Source organism: Pseudomonas sp. AC211 (assembly GCF_979258055.1).
This window is the reverse complement of the sequence record NZ_OZ409830.1, coordinates 172,671-188,597: the sequence shown is the minus strand read 5'-3', so window position 1 is coordinate 188,597 and position 15,927 is coordinate 172,671. Positions and strand designations below refer to the sequence as shown.

The following is a 15,927-nucleotide window of genomic DNA, read 5'->3' as shown; positions in this document are numbered from 1 at the left end:
GGGAATGCACGCTACGCAAAAGCGTGAATGGAGGCAAATTGATAGCAGCGTGTTAGGCACGGATTATTGTAGGAGCGACCTTGGTCGCGAACCCTGCAAACACCATTCGCGACCGGCATTTGCAGGGTTCGCCAGCAAGCTGGCTCCTACAAAACAGATCGCGCTTTTGGCTAGCTACCCCGCTGCTGCAACCACGCGTCAGAAACTCTTCCTCACTCAATGGTTGGCTGAAAAAGAAGCCCTGACCCAACGCGCAATCGAGCCCGCGCAGGCTCTCGAACTGTGCGGAGTTTTCGATGCCTTCGGCCACGCATTCCAGGCCGAGGTTGCGGGCGATCATCAGGATGGTTTCGACCAGCATCATTCCGCTGGCATCGTCGGGCAGGTCGTTGACGAAGCTGCGGTCCACTTTCAGTCGGTCCAGCGGCAACCGTTTGAGGTAGGTGAGCGAGGAATAGCCGGTGCCGAAGTCGTCGATGGCGAAGCGCACGCCGAGCGCTTTCAACGCCTGCATGGCGGCGATGCATTGGTCGACGTCTTCGAGCAGCACGCCTTCGGTAATTTCCAGCTCCAGCACGCTGGCGGGCAGGTCGTAGCGATTGAGGCAGTCGGCCACGCGTTGCACCACGTCGAACTGACGCAGTTCATGGGGGCTGAGGTTGACGGCCAGCACCAGCTCCGGCAATCGCCAGTGCCAACGCGCGAGCGCGGCGCACGCTTCATCAAGTACCCAGGCGCCGATGTCCAGAATCAGTCCGGTTTCTTCGGCCAGGGGAATGAACTGCGCGGGCGGAATTTCGCCGCGTTCGGGATGAGTCCAGCGCAGCAGGACTTCGGCGCCCACCACCTTGCCGGTCTTCAGGTCCAGCTGCGGCTGAAACGCCAGGTGCAGTTGGTCGCGGGCAATCGCTTGGCGCAGTTCGCCTTGCAGTTGCAGGCGCTGGTCGATGGCCGCCTGCATGGCCGGGGCAAAGAAGTGCAGCGCGTTGCGTCCGCCGCGCTTGGCGCGGTACATGGCGGTGTCGGCCTGTTTCAGCACATCGGCGGCGCCCTGGTCGCCCACCGGGTGCAGGGCAATGCCGATGCTGGCGCTGATGGACAGTTCGTGGCCGTCGATGTGGTAGCTGCCGAGCAAGCTTTGCAGCAGCTTTTCGCCGACGTCGGCCGCGTGTTCGCCGGCGATTTCCGGGTTGTCGCCGATGCTTTCCAGCAGCACCACAAACTCGTCGCCGCCCAGGCGCGCCAGGGTGTCTTCGGCGCGCAGGCAGCCGGCCAGGCCGCGTGGTGACTTCGCGCAGCAGCGCATCGCCGACCGGGTGACCAAGGCTGTCGTTGACGGTTTTAAAGTGGTCGAGGTCGATAAACAGCAGCGCGCCAAACGAGCTGTCGCGAATCTCGCGGGTCATGGCGTGTTGCAGACGGTCGAGCAGCAAGCGGCGGTTGGGCAAGCCGGTCAGCTCGTCGCTGTATGCCAAGCGTTCGATTTCCCGCTGATAACGCTGGCGTTCGGAAATATCGGTGACGCTGGCACGTATCAGTTTCTGCTCGCCGGGCATGCGCACCAAGCGCACCTCGCATGGCAATTGGCGCCCGGCGCTGTCGCGGTGCAACCACTCGAATACCGGCGCCGCGCCTTCCAGCGCTGCCGTGGTGTAGCCATTGCCCGCTTGTACCGATAGGCGCCCATCGGCCTGGCGGGCCGGGCTCAGTTCTACGGGACGACGGCCAATCAACTCGTTGCGGCTGAGCTTGAACAGGCGCTCGGCGTTTTCGTTTACATCAACCAGGCCGCCGTCTTCGGTGAACAGCAAGATGGCTTCCGGCGCGTGCTCAACCAATGTGCGGTAGCGGGCTTCGGCTTCGTAGCGGGCGGTGATGTCTTCAATCAGCGCCAGGCAGGCTTCCAGTTGCCCTTGTGGATCACGCACCGCACGCAGGCTCAGGCGGGTGTAAATCACGCTGCCGTCTTCACGCAGGAAGCGTTTTTCCAATTCGTAATCGTCGCGCTCGCCCAGGGCCACGCTTTCGAACAGCGGTTGCTCGATAAGCAAATCGTCGCTGTGGGTGATTTGCGCCCAACCTGCAGTTGCGCAGGTAATCGCGCCCGCGCCCGAGTATCTGGCAAAGCTTGCTGTTGACCTCCAGCCACATGCCTTGCGGGCTGATCATGGCCATGCCGATCAGCGGCGCTTCGAAGAACAGGCGCAGCCATTCGTCCCGTTCGCGCAGCTGTTGTTCGGTGAGCTTGCGGGCGGAGATGTCCTGAATGGCGCCATAGATGCGGATCACCTGGCCTTCGTCCATTTCCGCCAGGCCCATCACGCGCAAGAACCGCGAGTTTCCTTTGGCGGTTATCAGCCGCACTTCCACATCGAACGATCGGCCATCGCTGAGGGTGTCGGCGACTGTGCGCCGCGCGATCGCCTGGCCTTCTTTGTCGAGGTAGCTGATGGCTTGGTCGAAGTTCGGCGTGGCGCCGGTGGGGTCGAGTTCATAGAGGCGAAAGCAGCCTTCGCTCCAGAACATGTCCAGGCCCGGCACTTCGAGCACCCAGCCGCCGATGTCGGCGATGGCTTCGGTTTGCGACAGCAGATGGGTTTGGCGCAGCAGTTCTTCGCGGCGTGCCGACACCTCGCTGGCCAGGCGCTCGCGCGAGGTCACGTCGTTTTGCAGGGAGATGTAATGGCTGATGCCCTGGTCGTCGCGCAACGGCGACAGGGTGATTTCGTTCCAAAACAGCGTGCCGTTTTTGCGGTAGTTGCGCAGCGTCACCTGCGTGGCCTCGCCGCGTTGCAGCGCAGCGCGCACGCGGTGAAGGTCGGCCTGATTACGGTCTGTGCCTTGCAGGAACCGGCAGTTTTGTCCTAACGCTTCACTGCTGCTGTAGCCGGTGATGCGCTCGAACATGGGGTTGCAGTAGATCATCGGAAAATCGGGTTGGCGCGCATCGGCGATGGTGATGCCCAACGGGCTGGCTTCCAGTGCCAGGTTGGCCAGGGCCAGTTGCTGCTGCATATGGGCGCTGCGGCTGAGGGCCAGGCGCAAGTCGCTCAGGCTGCGGCCGATCAACAAGGTGGCGACCATCAACAGCAGCACGCTCAGATGCACTCGGTGAGCGGCGCGTTCAACAGGGCGGCGGGAACGGGGCGCTCTTGCAGCAGCGGCAGGGCGAGCACCACCAAGCTGCTCATGATCGCGCCGCACAAAGCGCCGGGATAACCCCAGAGCATGGCCAGGCTGAGCATCACCACGCCGAGCAAAGGCAGTTGCAGGGGAGTCGGCAAAATCGTCGAGCAGTAACGGCAAGCCGAACATCAGACTCACCAGCAGCCACCAGGGCGGCGACCGGCGCAGCGGTTCGGCCAGCAGTTCCACGCGGTGATCGCTGCCCGTGCCGAACGGCGCCACCCAGCCGAGCCGGCGCAGGTACAGCGTGAGGTAACTGAGCATTGGCGTGACGATAACCAGCGTGCTGAAGCTGTCGGCCAGCCACATGTTCAGGCTGTCCATCGCCCAGTCGGTTTTCGGCGCGTGGAAGCAGACAAACAAGGCCGCCTGTTTGAGCAGCGCAAGCAGTGACACCGGCACCAGAACGCCCAGCAGCAAATAGCGAATGACATGACTGAGGTCGGGCAAGGCGAAATCGAAGGGGCGCCGGCTCAGCAACCACCAGCCGCAGGCGACGGCGAGCACCTCGGGCAGACCAAACACCGGCCCCCATTGCCACGCCACGCCCCACAGCGGCGCACTGACGGCGGAGTTGATGTAAACCGCCAGCAGCACCCGCGGGCCCCACCAGTAGGTGAACGCCAGGCCAAGGGCAAACGGCAGATACCAAAGCGCCAAACCCGGGGTGAATTGGGTCGAGAGCGAACACCAGGTCGCCAGGTGTAACAGTGGCAGCGGCAGCCACCAGGTCCACTTCGGGGGATGATTGAAAACAGCCGGCATGCGGACCTCGGGACAAGACGCTGCCATAGCATAGAACAGCGCCACGAAAGGCGTGGTGCTGTTTTGCCAGTACCGCTACGTCCGATAGTCGTGTAGGAGCGACCTTGGTCGCGAACCGTGCGCACGGAGGTCTGGCCGCCGTGGTTTGCAGGGTTCGCCAGCAAGCTGGCTCCTACAGGGCAGGCCGCGTCGGTGTTACACCGCGTCGCGCGGCAGCAGCAAACCCAGGGGCAAACACACCCGCGCCTCCAGCCCGCCACCCGAGCGGTTGCGCAGCTCTACGCTGCCGCCGTGCTGGGCGGCGATGCGTTTGACGATGGCCAGGCCCAGGCCGGTGCCTTTGCCGCCACGGGCGCGGTCGCCACGGATGAAGGGGTTGAAGATGTCGCCCAGTTCGGCCGGATCAATACCGTTGCCCCGGTCGAGCACGCTGAGCACCACATACGGCGCGCTGCTATCGCCCGACACATACGCCGCCACTTCCACAGCATTGCCGCCGTGGTGCAGGGCATTTTCGATCAGGTTATTAAGCAATCGCTTCATCGACACCCGACGCAGCGGAAACGGCGGCACGGGCTCAAGGCACAGACGCACGTTTTCTTTGTCGTGGTTGAACGGCGCCACGGCGTCGGCGACCAGATCGGCCAGGTCCACCTCTTCCAGGCGCTCGTCGCGACCGTCGCGGATAAAGGCCAGGAACTGGTCGAGGATGGCGTCCATGTCTTCGATGTCGCGCACCATGTCTTCGACCAGCTCGGTGTCGCTGTTAAGCAACTCCAGGCCCAAACGCAAGCGCGTCAGCGGCGTACGCAAATCGTGGGAAACGCCAGCCAGCATCAGCTCACGCTCGCGGGCGGCTTGCTCCAGGCCATCGGCCATCTGGTTGAAGGCGCTGTAGACCTCGGTCATTTCGCTCGGCGTGTCGCTGATCGGCAAGCGTACGCTTCGGCCCTGCCCCAACTGGCGCGTCGCCGATACCAAGCGTTGCAGCGGCTGGTTGAGTTGACGCACGAAGATCCACGCCGCTGCCGTCGACAGCACGCCGATGGCCAGAAACCAGCCCAGCACGCCCCAGATTTTCTGCCCGCGCAGCGGATGCGGGTACAGCGGCACTTCCACCCACCCATCGCCCAACGCCGGCGCCCGCACCCACAGCGCCGACGGCTGATGAATGCGCAGCCGCACTTCAGTATCCGGCCCCAGCTCCATGCGCATTTGCCGCTGGAAGATGCCGGTGTACGGCCAATGCTGCTCGCCGGGCGGCTCTTCAGCGTCGGAGGTCCAGCGCAGGCCGGCGGCTTTTTCGATAACGGCGCGTTTGTCTTCCTCGGTCGCCCAATAGGCGCGCAGCGTCAGGGCGGCGCCATGGCTGTACTGGCGGTCCACCAGCACGTCCTCGTTCATCATCAGATAAACCAGGGTCAGCGCTTTGGAAAACAGCACCACGACCAACACCAACCACAGGGTGCGGGCGAAGAAGCTTTGGGGGAACCAGACGGGGGTTTTCATGGGGGACTGCGGGTTCCAGACTCATCGAAGAGAGTTAAAGCCTTAACACCGTCATTCCCGCGAAGGCGGGAATCCAGAATTGCGCAGGATAGCGGCGTTCATCTGACGATCACCGCTCCTGCATTCCGCACCGGCGGAATGACGGGTCTCAAACGACTTACTTATTACCATCCGGCACAAACACATAACCCACGCCCCACACGGTCTGGATATACCGTGGCTTGGACGGGTCCGGCTCGATCAACCGGCGCAGGCGGGAAATTTGTACGTCGATGGAACGCTCCAGCGCATCCCACTCGCGGCCGCGAGCCAGGTTCATCAGTTTGTCGCGGGTCAGCGGTTCGCGAGCGTGCTGCACCAAAGCTTTGAGCACGGCGAACTCGCCGGTGGTGAGCATGTGTACTTCTTCGCCGCGTTTGAGTTCGCGGGTGGCGAGGAACAGTTCGTAGTCGCCGAAGGTCACGGTTTCGTCTTCGCTACCCGGCGCGCCAGGAACGGAAACGGTCTGGCGGCGCAGCACAGCTTTGATGCGTGCAAGCAATTCGCGAGGGTTGAAGGGTTTGGCCAAGTAGTCGTCGGCGCCCTGTTCGAGGCCTTGAATTCGGCTGCTCTCATCGCCTTTGGCGGTGAGCATGATGATCGGCATCTGGTTGTTGGCTTCGCGCAAGCGTTTGCAAGCCGAAAGGCCGTCTTCGCCGGGGAGCATCAGGTCCAGAACCAACAGCTGGAAGAGTTCGCGCGAGAGCAGACGGTCCATCTGCTCCACATTTTCCACCGCCCGAACGCGGTAGCCTTGCTCTTCCAGGAAACGTTCCAACAGGCGTCGCAGACCGGGATCGTCATCGACGATCAGGATTTTTCGCCTTCCAGCGGGGCCGTATTGCTCATAGGTGCTCCTTCAAATCGTCGCGCATTATGGCGCAGAGACCGCGCAGCAGTTGCGCACCATTCGTTAGCAGATTTTTCCCGGTTGCAACAAAAGGGCCTGGGTATAATGCCGGCCCTTCACGTTTTCATGTCAGCTCGTCTTATTAAAGTGGGTCTTTTATTAATGGATAGCATCAACAACCGTATCGCCCAGGAACTGGGTGTTCGCCCGCAGCAAGTCGCCGCTGCAGTCGCTTTGCTGGATGAAGGTTCCACGGTTCCCTTTATCGCCCGTTACCGTAAAGAAGTCACCGGCAGCCTTGATGACACCCAACTGCGCAACCTCGAAGAGCGCCTGCGCTACCTGCGCGAACTCGACGAGCGCCGCGCCAGCATCCTGGCCAGCATTGAAGAACAAGGCAAGCTCACCCCGGAGCTGACCCGCGAGATCAACCTCGCCGACACCAAAACCCGCCTCGAAGACCTGTACCTGCCTTATAAGCAGAAGCGCCGCACCAAAGGGCAGATCGCCCTGGAAGCCGGCATCGGCGAGTTGGCCGACGGCCTGTTCAACGACCCAACGCTGACACCTGAAACCGAAGCCGCCCGTTTCGTTGACGCAGAGAAAGGCTTCGCCGATGTAAAAGCCGTGCTCGAAGGTGCCAAGTACATCCTCATGGAGCGCTTCGCCGAAGACGCCAAGCTGCTCGACAAACTGCGCAGCTTCCTCAAGCACGAAGCCATCCTCAGCGCCCGCGTCGTCGCCGGCAAAGAGGAAGAAGGGGCGAAATTCCGCGACTACTTCGAACACGACGAGCCGCTGAAAAGCATGCCGTCGCACCGCGCGCTGGCCATTTTCCGTGGCCGCAACGAAGGCATTTCGAGCTCCGCATTGAAAGTTGGCGACGAGACGCCCGGCGCCCTGCACCCGTGCGAAGGCATGATCGGCGAGCATTTCAGCATTCGTAACGAAAACCGCGCCGCCGACAAATGGCTCGGCGAAGTGGTGCGCTGGACCTGGAAGGTCAAGCTCTACACCCATCTGGAAACCGACCTGCTCGGCGAGCTGCGCGACGGTGCGGAAACCGAGGCGATCAACGTATTCGCCCACAACCTGCACGACCTGCTGTTGGCCGCACCGGCAGGCCCGCGCGCCACCTGGGCCTGGACCCGGGCCTGCGCACCGGCTGCAAAATTGCCGTGGTCGATGCCACCGGCAAGCTGCTGGAATACGCCACCGTGTACCCCCACGTGCCGCAAAAGCAGTGGGACCAGACCTTGGCCATCCTCGGCGCGCTGTGCATCAAACACCGCGTCGACCTGATCTCCATCGGCAACGGCACCGCCAGCCGCGAGAGCGACAAACTGGCCGCCGAACTGATCAAAAAACTGCCCGAGCTGAAAATGACCAAAATCATGGTCAGCGAAGCCGGCGCTTCGGTGTATTCCGCCTCTGAACTGGCCGCCAAAGAATTCCCCGATCTTGACGTCTCGATTCGCGGCGCCGTGTCGATTGCCCGTCGCCTGCAAGACCCGCTGGCCGAGCTGGTGAAAATCGACCCGAAATCCATCGGCGTAGGCCAATACCAGCACGACGTGTCGCAGCTGAAACTGGCGCGCAGCCTCGACGCCGTGGTGGAAGACTGCGTGAACGCCGTGGGCGTGGACGTCAACACCGCCTCGGTGCCGCTGCTGGCGCGTATCTCCGGGCTGAACACTACGCTGGCGCAAAACATCGTTAACCACCGTGATGCCCACGGCGCGTTCAAAACCCGCGATGCGCTGAAAAAGGTGCCGCGCCTCGGCGATAAAACCTTCGAGCAAGCGGCCGGTTTCCTGCGCGTAATGAACGGCGACAACCCGCTCGACGCTTCCGCCGTGCACCCGGAAACGTACCCGCTGGTGGAACGCATTGCCGCCGACACCGGCCGCGATCTGCGCTCGCTGATTGGCGATGCCGGCTTCCTCAAGCGCCTGGACCCGAAGAAGTTCACCGACGAAACCTTTGGTCTGGTGACCGTCAGCGACATTCTTGCCGAGCTCGAAAAGCCGGGCCGTGACCCGCGTCCGGAGTTCAAAACCGCTGAATTCCAAGACGGCGTTGGAAACCCTGCAAGACTTGCAGTTGGGCATGATCCTCGAAGGCGTGGTGACCAACGTCACCAACTTCGGCGCGTTCGTGGACATCGGCGTGCACCAGGACGGTCTGGTGCATATCTCGGCGCTGTCGGAGAAATTCGTCAAAGACCCGCGCGAAGCGGTGAAGGCCGGCGACGTGGTGAAGGTCAAGGTGATGGAAGTGGACATTCCGCGTAACCGCATCGCCTTGTCCATGCGCATGGGCGACACCCCGGGCGAGAAAATCGACGGCCCGCGCGGCGGCGACAAACGTGGCGGCGGCAAGCCTCGCCCGCAGGCGCAACCGACCACACAGCCGGCGCCAAGCAACAACGCCATGGCGTCGCTGTTCGCCAACGCCAAGCAACTACGGAAGTAACACCATGACCCAGCCAGCGGACACACCTTCCAACGCCGAAGAAATCGGCAGCACAAGCGCTTTTGCCCGCTTGCTGGGTTTACACATTCTCAAGGCCGACGGCGGCGAGGCGATCATTCGCCTGAGCATGCACGACGGCCTGCGCAACCTGCACGGCAAGCTGCACGGCGGCGCGCTGTTCTCGTTGATCGACACGGCCATGGGCCAAGCCAGCCACAGCGTGGTTGGCGGGCCGGGCACGGTGACGCTGGAGAGCAAGATCAACTACATCCGCCCAGTAGACGAGGGCGACATCCTCTGCCGCGCGTGGGTGGTGCACGCTGGTCGGCGCACGCAAGTGATCGAAGCCGAGGTGCATCAAGGCGACAAGTTGGTGGCCAAAGCCCAAGCGACGTTCGCCTGCCTGTAAACGCCCCGCTCAACGACCGGCTGATAGCGGCTAGGTGAGTTCCGCCGGCGGTGCGGGTAATCTGTTGCGAAATTGCGTAAACCAGGCGACCACGCCAGTTGTTTCCCATTGCCCTTGCAGACCGTTGATCTAGCCCCCATATAGGGCCGACTGACGCGAAGGAACACAAAATTGAGCGACCTCCTCTCCCGCCGCTTGGCACTGCTCAGCAATCCCGCCCACCTGAATTTGCTTACCCAGTGCCTGCACGGGATCGAGCGCGAATGCTTGCGTGTCGACAGCCAGGGCCAACTCGCCCTGACGCCGCACCCCATCGCGCTGGGCTCGGCGCTCACCCATCCGCAAATCACCACGGACTATTCCGAGTCGCTGCTGGAGTTCATCACCCCGGCTGAAACCGACCCGGCCGTCACGCTGGATGATCTGGAACAGATCCATCGCTTCGCCTACAGCAAGCTCGACAATGAGTACCTGTGGAGCCCGTCGATGCCGTGTCCGCTGCCGGAAGAAGAGGTGATTCCGATTGCCCGCTACGGCAACTCGAACATTGGCCGACTGAAATACGTGTACCGCAAAGGCTTGGCGCTGCGGTACGGCAAGACCATGCAGTGCATCGCCGGCATCCATTACAACTTCTCCCTGCCCGAAGCGCTGTGGCCGGTGCTGCAAGTGGCTGAAGACGACACGCAAAGCCTGCGCGACTACCAGTCAGAGCGTTACATCGCCCTGATCCGTAACTTCCGCCGCTACAGCTGGCTGCTCATGTACCTGTTCGGCGCCTCGCCGGCTCTGGACGCGGGCTTCCTGCGCGGCCGGCCGCACAAGCTCGAGCAGCTGGACGCCGACAGCCTCTACCTGCCTTACGCCACCAGCCTGCGCATGAGCGACCTGGGCTACCAGAGCAGCGCCCAGGCCGGCCTTACTCCGTGCTACAACGACCTGGCCAGCTACACCGACAGCCTGCGCCAGGCGGTGTCGACGCCTTACCCGGCTTATGCCGAAGCGGGCACCAAGAAAGACGGCGAATGGCAGCAGCTGAACACCAACATCCTGCAGATCGAAAACGAGTACTACTCGAACATCCGCCCCAAGCGCGTGACCTACAGCGGCGAGCGTCCGATTCAGGCGTTGATGGCGCGCGGCGTGCAATACGTGGAAGTGCGCTGCCTGGACATCAACCCGTTCCTGCCCATGGGCATCGACCTGACCAGCGCGCGCTTCATCGACGCCTTCGTGCTGTTCTGCGCCCTGCAACACAGCCCGGAATTGGGCGGCGGCGAGTGCAGCGGCTGTACCGACAACTTCCTGACCGTGGTGAAAGAAGGCCGCAAGCCGGGCCTGCAACTGTGCCGCAACGGCCAAACCATCAGCCTGCAAGACTGGGCCAGCGATCTGCTGGACCAGATCGGCCAGATCAGCGTTTTGCTCGACCAAAGCCATGGCAGCGACTTGCATGTTCAGGCGCTTGAAGCCCAGCGCGCGAAAGTTGCCGACCCGGCCCTGACGCCCTCGGCGCAGGTACTGGCGAGCCTCAAGGCCAACAACGAAACGTTTGCGCAGTTCTCGTTCCGCCAGAGCCAGGCCCACGCCGAGTACTTCCGCAGCAAGCCGCTGAGCGATGAACAACGCGCAGCGTTTGAGCAATCGGTGCAGCAGTCGCTGGCCGATCAGGCCGCAACGGAAGCCGAACAGAGCGGTGATTTCGACACGTTCGTGGCCGCTTACCAGGCCAGTATTCTGGCCCTGGCGGTTTAGTCGATACCGTCACAAAAAAAGCCAGCGGGGTAAAAGCCGGGACCGACGGTCAGTCGCTCCTGGCCGGGCACGGCTAGCATTAGCCCAGTTCCCCAACGTGAGTTCACCCATGGCGCCGCCCGAGGCCATTCCCAAGGAAGACGAACCGCAATGGAGCCTGGAAAGCCTGAACAAGGCCTACCAACAGGGCTACATGGCCGGTTTAACTGGCAACCCGATCACCAACCAACCCCACGCCGCCGATGTATTGGCAGCTGCCTGGGAAGCGGGTTGGGATGATGGGGAAGAGCAGTATCAGCTGCTTGTGCAGAAGACGGCCTGACAAATTCAAATGCCTTTCACCCCTCGCCCACTTGTGGGAGAGGGGCCGGGGGTGAGGGGCCGGGCTTTACTCGATCAGCCCTTCTAAAGCCCCTCTCCCGCCCTTCGGGCACCCTCTCCCGCAAGCGGGCGAGGGGAAATTTCACCACCGCGCTCGGCTTTCACCCCTCGCCCACTTGTGGGAGAGGGGCCGGGGGTGAGGGCCGGGCTTTATTCGGTCCGCCCTATCTAAAGCCCCTCTCCCGCCCTTCGGGCACCCTCTCCCGCATGCGGGCGAGGGGAAATTTCACCACCGCGCTCGGCCTTTCTCCCCTCGCCCACTTGCGGGAGAGCGGCATCCGGTATTCGCCTCATCAACGCTCACTTGTAGGAGCCAGCTTGCTGGCGAAAAATCTTCGCCAGCAAGCTGGCTCCTACAAGTGAAACGCGAAATCGGCAATCGCCGAATATGGCCTTACAGCTGCTTCTCAAATATCTGCGAATTACGCTGATAGTTATAAAGCGAAGCCCTCGCCGCTGGCAGGCGCTCTACACCACTTGGCTCAAAGCCGCGCTCGCGAAACCAATGGGCGGTGCGGGTTGTGAGCACGAACAAGGTTTTCAATCCCTGCGCCCGTGCCCGCTCTTCGATGCGTTCGAGCAGTTCGTCGCCGCGTCCGCCATGGCGGTATTCGGGGTTGACCGCCAAGCACGCTAACTCGCCACTGTCCGAATCGGCGATCTGATACAGCGCGGCACAGGCGATGATCAAGCCGTCGCGCTCGACGATGGTGAATTGCTCAATCTCGCGCTCCAGTACCTCGCGCGAACGGCGCACCAGAATGCCCTGCTCTTCCAGCGGGCTGATCAGGTCGATCAGGCCGCCGACGTCTTCAATGCTCGCTTCACGCAGTTGCTCGAACTGCTCCTGGTCAACCAGCGTGCCGCCGCCGTCGCGGGTGAACAGTTCGGTGAGCAGCGAGCCGTCTTCGCTGTAGCTGACGATATGGGCACGCTTCACACCGCCCCGGCACGCTTGAGCCGCCGCATCCAGAAGCTCGGCCTGGTAGCTGTTGCCCAGGCGCTGCAAATGGGTCGGCACTTGCTGCGGGCGCAGTTCACGCACCAGCTTGCCAGCGTCGTCCATCAGGCCTTGTTCATTGCCGAACAGAATGAGTTTGTCGGCGCCCAGGTCGATGGCGGCGCGCATGGCCACGTCTTCGCAGGCGAGGTTGAAAATCTCGCCGGTGGGCGAATAGCCCAGCGGCGACAGCAGCACGATGGAGCGCTCGTCGAGCAAGCGGCCAATGCCTTTGCGGTCGACCCGCCGCACTTCGCCAGTGTGGTGGTAGTCCACGCCTTCAACCACGCCAATAGGCCGCGCCGTGACGAAGTTGCCGCCGGACACGCGCAGGCGCGAGCCCTGCATGGGCGAGGCGGCCATGTCCATCGACAAACGCGCTTCGATGGCGATACGCAGCTGGCCAACGGCGTCGATCACGCATTCCAGCGTGGGGCCGTCGGTGATGCGCATGTCGCGGTGGTAATGCGGGGTCAGGCCTCGGGCTGCCAGGCGCGCTTCAATTTGCGGGCGCGAGCCATGCACCAGCACCAGGCGCACGCCCAGGCTGTGCAGCAACACCAGGTCGTGAACGATGTTGCCGAAGTTAATGTGCGCAACGCCGTCGCCGGGCAGCATGACCACAAAGGTCCGGTCCCGGTGAGCGTTGATATAGGGCGAAGCGTGGCGAAGCCAATTGACGTATTCGGGCATAGCGCGAAGAGCCTTTTATTCGTGATGAGAAAGCCAGTGCAGGTACAGCGGTTCAGTCAGCTTTATCGTCGGAATCGGGGCTGCAACACGCGGGTGCTCCTTGTCATTGGGGTAACGGGGCGGTGGGGGTCAGGCAGTAATGCTGGATCAGTTCGCGCAGCACTTTCACGGTGGGCTGCAAACGTGACAATTCCAAGAATTCGCCCGGCTGGTGCGCACAACTGATGTCGCCGGGGCCGAGCACAATGGTCTCGCAACCAAGTTGCTGAAGATAAGGTGCTTCGGTGCCGAATGCCACTGCCTCGGCGCGATGCCCGGTCAGCCGCTCAGCCACGCGCACCAGCTCGGCATCGGCGGCTTGTTCGAAGGCCGGCACGTGGGGAAACAATGGGGCGAAGTCGATTTTCACCTGATGGCGCTCGGCAATCGGTTGCAGCTTCTCGCGAATGGCAGCGCGCAGGTGTTCGGCATCCATGCCCGGCAACGGCCGCAGGTCGAACTCCAATGAGCATTGGCCGCAGATACGGTTGGGGTTGTCGCCGCCATGGATGCAGCCGAAATTCAGGGTCGGCTGCGGCACGCTGAATTGCTCGTTGCGGTACAGCCGTTGCCACTTCTGGCGCAGCGTCATCAGCTCGGCCATGGTCGCGTGCATGGCTTCAAGGGCACTGTGGCCCAGGCTTGGGTCGGAGGAGTGGCCGCTCTGGCCGAGAATATCGATGCGCTCCATCATCACGCCCTTGTGCAAGCGAATCGGCCGCAGCCCTGTCGGCTCGCCAATCACCGCCGCCCGCCCGAGCGGCTGGCCAGCAGCGGCCAAGGCACGGGCGCCGGCCATGGAGCTTTCTTCATCGCAGGTGGCCAGCACCAGCAATGGCTGCTTGAACGGGTGGGCGAGTAGCGGCAGCACCGCTTCGATGACCAGCGCGAAAAAACTCTTCATGTCGCACACGCCCAGGCCGACCCAGGTGCCGTCCACCTCCGTGAGCTTCAGCGGATCACTTTTCCACAGCGCTTCGTCGAACGGCACGGTATCGCTGTGCCCGGCCAGCACCAGGCCGCCAGGGCCGGTACCGAAGCTGGCGAGCAGGTTGAATTTGCCGGGAGAGACTTGCTGCACGTCGCAGCGAAAGCCGAGGTCGCCCAGCCAGGTGCTGAGCAGATCGATCACCGCCTTGTTCGACAGGTCCAGGCTCGGCTGCGTACAGCTCACCGAAGGCGCGGCGATCAGCGCGGCGAATTGCTCTTTTAAAGTCGGTAATGGCATGCCGGGTCTCCAAAGCGAGGCCCATCATAGGGCTATAACAGCGACGGAATAAACTGTGGGAGCGGCTTGAGCCGCGATTGGCCGGGCCTGAAACCGAAGTTTCCAGGCATCGCGGCTAAAGCCGCTCCCACAGTGCGGTACACTGCGCGCTCTCTTAAGCTCACCGCGTTTGGATTCCCCGGCCATGCAGAAAGAAACCGAAATCAAACTCCGCGTCAGCCGCGAAACCCTCACTGCCCTGCGCGACCACCCGCTGCTGAAAAAGCGCAACAAAGCCGGTTGGGAGCAGCGCGAACTGTTGAATCAATATTTCGATACCCCCGAGCGCGACCTGGCCAAGGCCCGCATCGCCCTGCGCATTCGCCGTGATGGCGATCAATTTATTCAGACCCTGAAAACCCGTGGCCAAAGCGTGGCCGGTTTGTCTGAGCGCAACGAGTACGACTGGTACCTGACCAAACCCAAGCTCGACCTGAAAAAACTCGACGACAGCTGCTGGCCCGCCGCCCTGGCTGAGCTGGACAAGAAGACCCTGCAAGTCATTTTCACCACCGACTTCACCCGTCAACGCGCCGAAATCGCCTGGGGCCGTGGCAAGGCCAAGGTCGTGGTAGAAGCGGCGCTGGACCTCGGCAAAGTAGTCGCCGATGGGCAAGAAGAAGAAATTTGCGAGCTCGAACTCGAGCTGCGCCAGGGCGAGCCGCAAGCGCTTCTGGAACTGGCCGCCGAGCTGGCCGCCGACGTCGCGCTGATGCCATGCGACATCAGCAAAGCCGAACGCGGCTATCGCCTGTTCGATGCCGGCAGCTACTCGCTGAACCTGCCGCAGCCTGAACTGACCGTTGAGCAGCCGCTGGACTCGGCTTTCGCCGCGCTGGCCTGGAACCTGCTGGGCAGCAGCCAGCGCCTGGCTGAGCAATACCGCTTCAACGGCCACTGGCGTTTGCTGGTGGAATGGCTGGAAAACCTGGTGGACCTGCGCGCGCTGCTCAGCAGCCTGGGCCAGGCCGCGCCGCGTACCAGCAGCCATGACCTGCGCGAGCGTCTGGACGCCTTGCTGAACGACTGGCGCCCGCGTGTGGTCGCCGGTTTGAGCGACGATGACGCCCGTCAAGCCGCGCCGGCGCTGTTCCAAGCCGAGCTGCAAGGCACGCGTTGGGGCCAATTCTCGCTCAACACCTCGCTATGGCTGATGACCAACGCCTGGACTGCCGAGCGCAACAACCGTGGCAACCGCCAAGGCGCGGCGCCGCTGGGCAACTGGCTGCCGACCTTATTGGCCGAAGAAGCGCGCAGTCTGCAATTGGGTCGTTACCAGCAACAGCCGGAAGATTTAGCTGAGCAACTGCCGCGTATCGAGCGCATTCAAGTGTGGCTGCGCCTGGCCCGTCAGGTGCTGGTTGAAGTGCCAGAAGTGGACCGCCTGTACGGCGAGCTGAACAAACTGCGCGACCTCGCCCACCGCCCCATCGAAGACGACTGCCTCGATGCGCGCAGCCAGCAAGCGCAGACCGTGCTCACCACCAAAGCGTGGAAAACCCTGCTGCGCGGTTGAAGCCCCCTCCGACATTCTGCCCCCCCACCGCTCTCGACCCGTT

The 15,927-nt window shown here is 62.7% G+C and carries 9 protein-coding genes and 3 pseudogenes; 5 read left to right on the top strand and 7 right to left on the bottom strand.

Annotated features, from left to right (window positions below):
* Window positions 1-52: 52 nt before the first annotated feature.
* The 5 genes and pseudogenes from ACZZZP_RS00895 to ompR form a co-directional block, all read right to left on the bottom strand.
* Window positions 53-1,324 carry a putative bifunctional diguanylate cyclase/phosphodiesterase gene (locus ACZZZP_RS00895; RefSeq protein WP_463536196.1) on the bottom strand — a complete coding sequence of 424 codons (1,272 nt, stop codon included), beginning with the start codon at window positions 1,322-1,324 and terminating at the stop codon, window positions 53-55.
* 13 nt (window positions 1,325-1,337) lie between these two features.
* Window positions 1,338-2,021 (bottom strand): annotated as a pseudogene (locus ACZZZP_RS00890) (PAS domain S-box protein); the annotation flags it as partial.
* Window positions 1,969-3,951: a PAS domain S-box protein gene (locus tag ACZZZP_RS00885; protein ID WP_463536195.1), complete on the bottom strand. Its 1,983-nt coding sequence runs from the start codon at window positions 3,949-3,951 to the stop codon at window positions 1,969-1,971. The pseudogene ACZZZP_RS00890 and the gene ACZZZP_RS00885, both read right to left, overlap by 53 nt.
* A 195-nt stretch (window positions 3,952-4,146) precedes the next feature.
* Entirely contained in the window at window positions 4,147-5,460 is a 1,314-nt protein-coding gene (locus ACZZZP_RS00880) for an ATP-binding protein (protein ID WP_122497387.1), read from the bottom strand.
* Window positions 5,461-5,617: 157 nt separating this feature from the next.
* Window positions 5,618-6,348: pseudogene (ompR, locus tag ACZZZP_RS00875) on the bottom strand (osmolarity response regulator transcription factor OmpR).
* 163 nt (window positions 6,349-6,511) lie between these two features.
* On the opposite strand from ompR, the pseudogene ACZZZP_RS00870 reads away from it, so the two are divergent.
* The 4 genes and pseudogenes from ACZZZP_RS00870 to rmf all read left to right on the top strand — a co-directional run bounded on the left by ACZZZP_RS00870 (window position 6,512) and on the right by rmf (window position 11,310).
* Window positions 6,512-8,824: pseudogene (locus tag ACZZZP_RS00870) on the top strand (Tex family protein).
* A 4-nt stretch (window positions 8,825-8,828) separates the two neighbouring features.
* Window positions 8,829-9,233 (top strand): PaaI family thioesterase, encoded by a 405-nt coding sequence (locus ACZZZP_RS00865; protein WP_463384556.1) that lies wholly within the window; start codon window positions 8,829-8,831, stop codon window positions 9,231-9,233.
* A 171-nt stretch (window positions 9,234-9,404) separates the two neighbouring features.
* A complete protein-coding gene (gene gshA / locus ACZZZP_RS00860) occupies window positions 9,405-10,988 on the top strand; it encodes a glutamate--cysteine ligase (protein WP_463384555.1) in 1,584 nt (527 codons plus the stop codon).
* A 109-nt stretch (window positions 10,989-11,097) separates the two neighbouring features.
* Window positions 11,098-11,310, top strand: coding sequence for a ribosome modulation factor (rmf, locus tag ACZZZP_RS00855; protein ID WP_122497397.1), 213 nt, complete (start codon window positions 11,098-11,100; stop codon window positions 11,308-11,310).
* 453 nt (window positions 11,311-11,763) lie between these two features.
* Here rmf and argA read toward each other — a convergent pair whose 3' ends face one another.
* Both argA and argE read right to left on the bottom strand, forming a co-directional pair.
* Window positions 11,764-13,062 carry an amino-acid N-acetyltransferase gene (gene argA, locus ACZZZP_RS00850; protein WP_463384554.1) on the bottom strand — a complete coding sequence of 433 codons (1,299 nt, stop codon included), beginning with the start codon at window positions 13,060-13,062 and terminating at the stop codon, window positions 11,764-11,766.
* 103 nt (window positions 13,063-13,165) lie between these two features.
* Window positions 13,166-14,329, bottom strand: coding sequence for an acetylornithine deacetylase (gene argE / locus ACZZZP_RS00845; RefSeq protein WP_463536194.1), 1,164 nt, complete (start codon window positions 14,327-14,329; stop codon window positions 13,166-13,168).
* 184 nt (window positions 14,330-14,513) lie between these two features.
* On the opposite strand from argE, the gene ACZZZP_RS00840 reads away from it, so the two are divergent.
* Entirely contained in the window at window positions 14,514-15,884 is a 1,371-nt protein-coding gene (locus ACZZZP_RS00840; RefSeq protein WP_463384553.1) for a CYTH domain-containing protein, read from the top strand.
* Window positions 15,885-15,927: the final 43 nt, after the last annotated feature.

Excerpts from the sequence above, each read along its gene's own strand:
- argE (WP_463536194.1), bottom strand. The coding sequence starts at position 14,329 with ATGCCATTACCGACTTTAAAAGAGCAATTCGCCGCGCTGATCGCCGCG.
- argA (WP_463384554.1), bottom strand. The coding sequence starts at position 13,062 with ATGCCCGAATACGTCAATTGGCTTCGCCACGCTTCGCCCTATATCAAC.
- ACZZZP_RS00865 (WP_463384556.1), top strand. The coding sequence starts at position 8,829 with ATGACCCAGCCAGCGGACACACCTTCCAACGCCGAAGAAATCGGCAGC.
- ACZZZP_RS00885 (WP_463536195.1), bottom strand. The coding sequence starts at position 3,951 with ATGCCGGCTGTTTTCAATCATCCCCCGAAGTGGACCTGGTGGCTGCCG.
- rmf (WP_122497397.1), top strand. The coding sequence starts at position 11,098 with ATGGCGCCGCCCGAGGCCATTCCCAAGGAAGACGAACCGCAATGGAGC.
- ACZZZP_RS00840 (WP_463384553.1), top strand. The coding sequence starts at position 14,514 with ATGCAGAAAGAAACCGAAATCAAACTCCGCGTCAGCCGCGAAACCCTC.
- ACZZZP_RS00880 (WP_122497387.1), bottom strand. The coding sequence starts at position 5,460 with ATGAAAACCCCCGTCTGGTTCCCCCAAAGCTTCTTCGCCCGCACCCTG.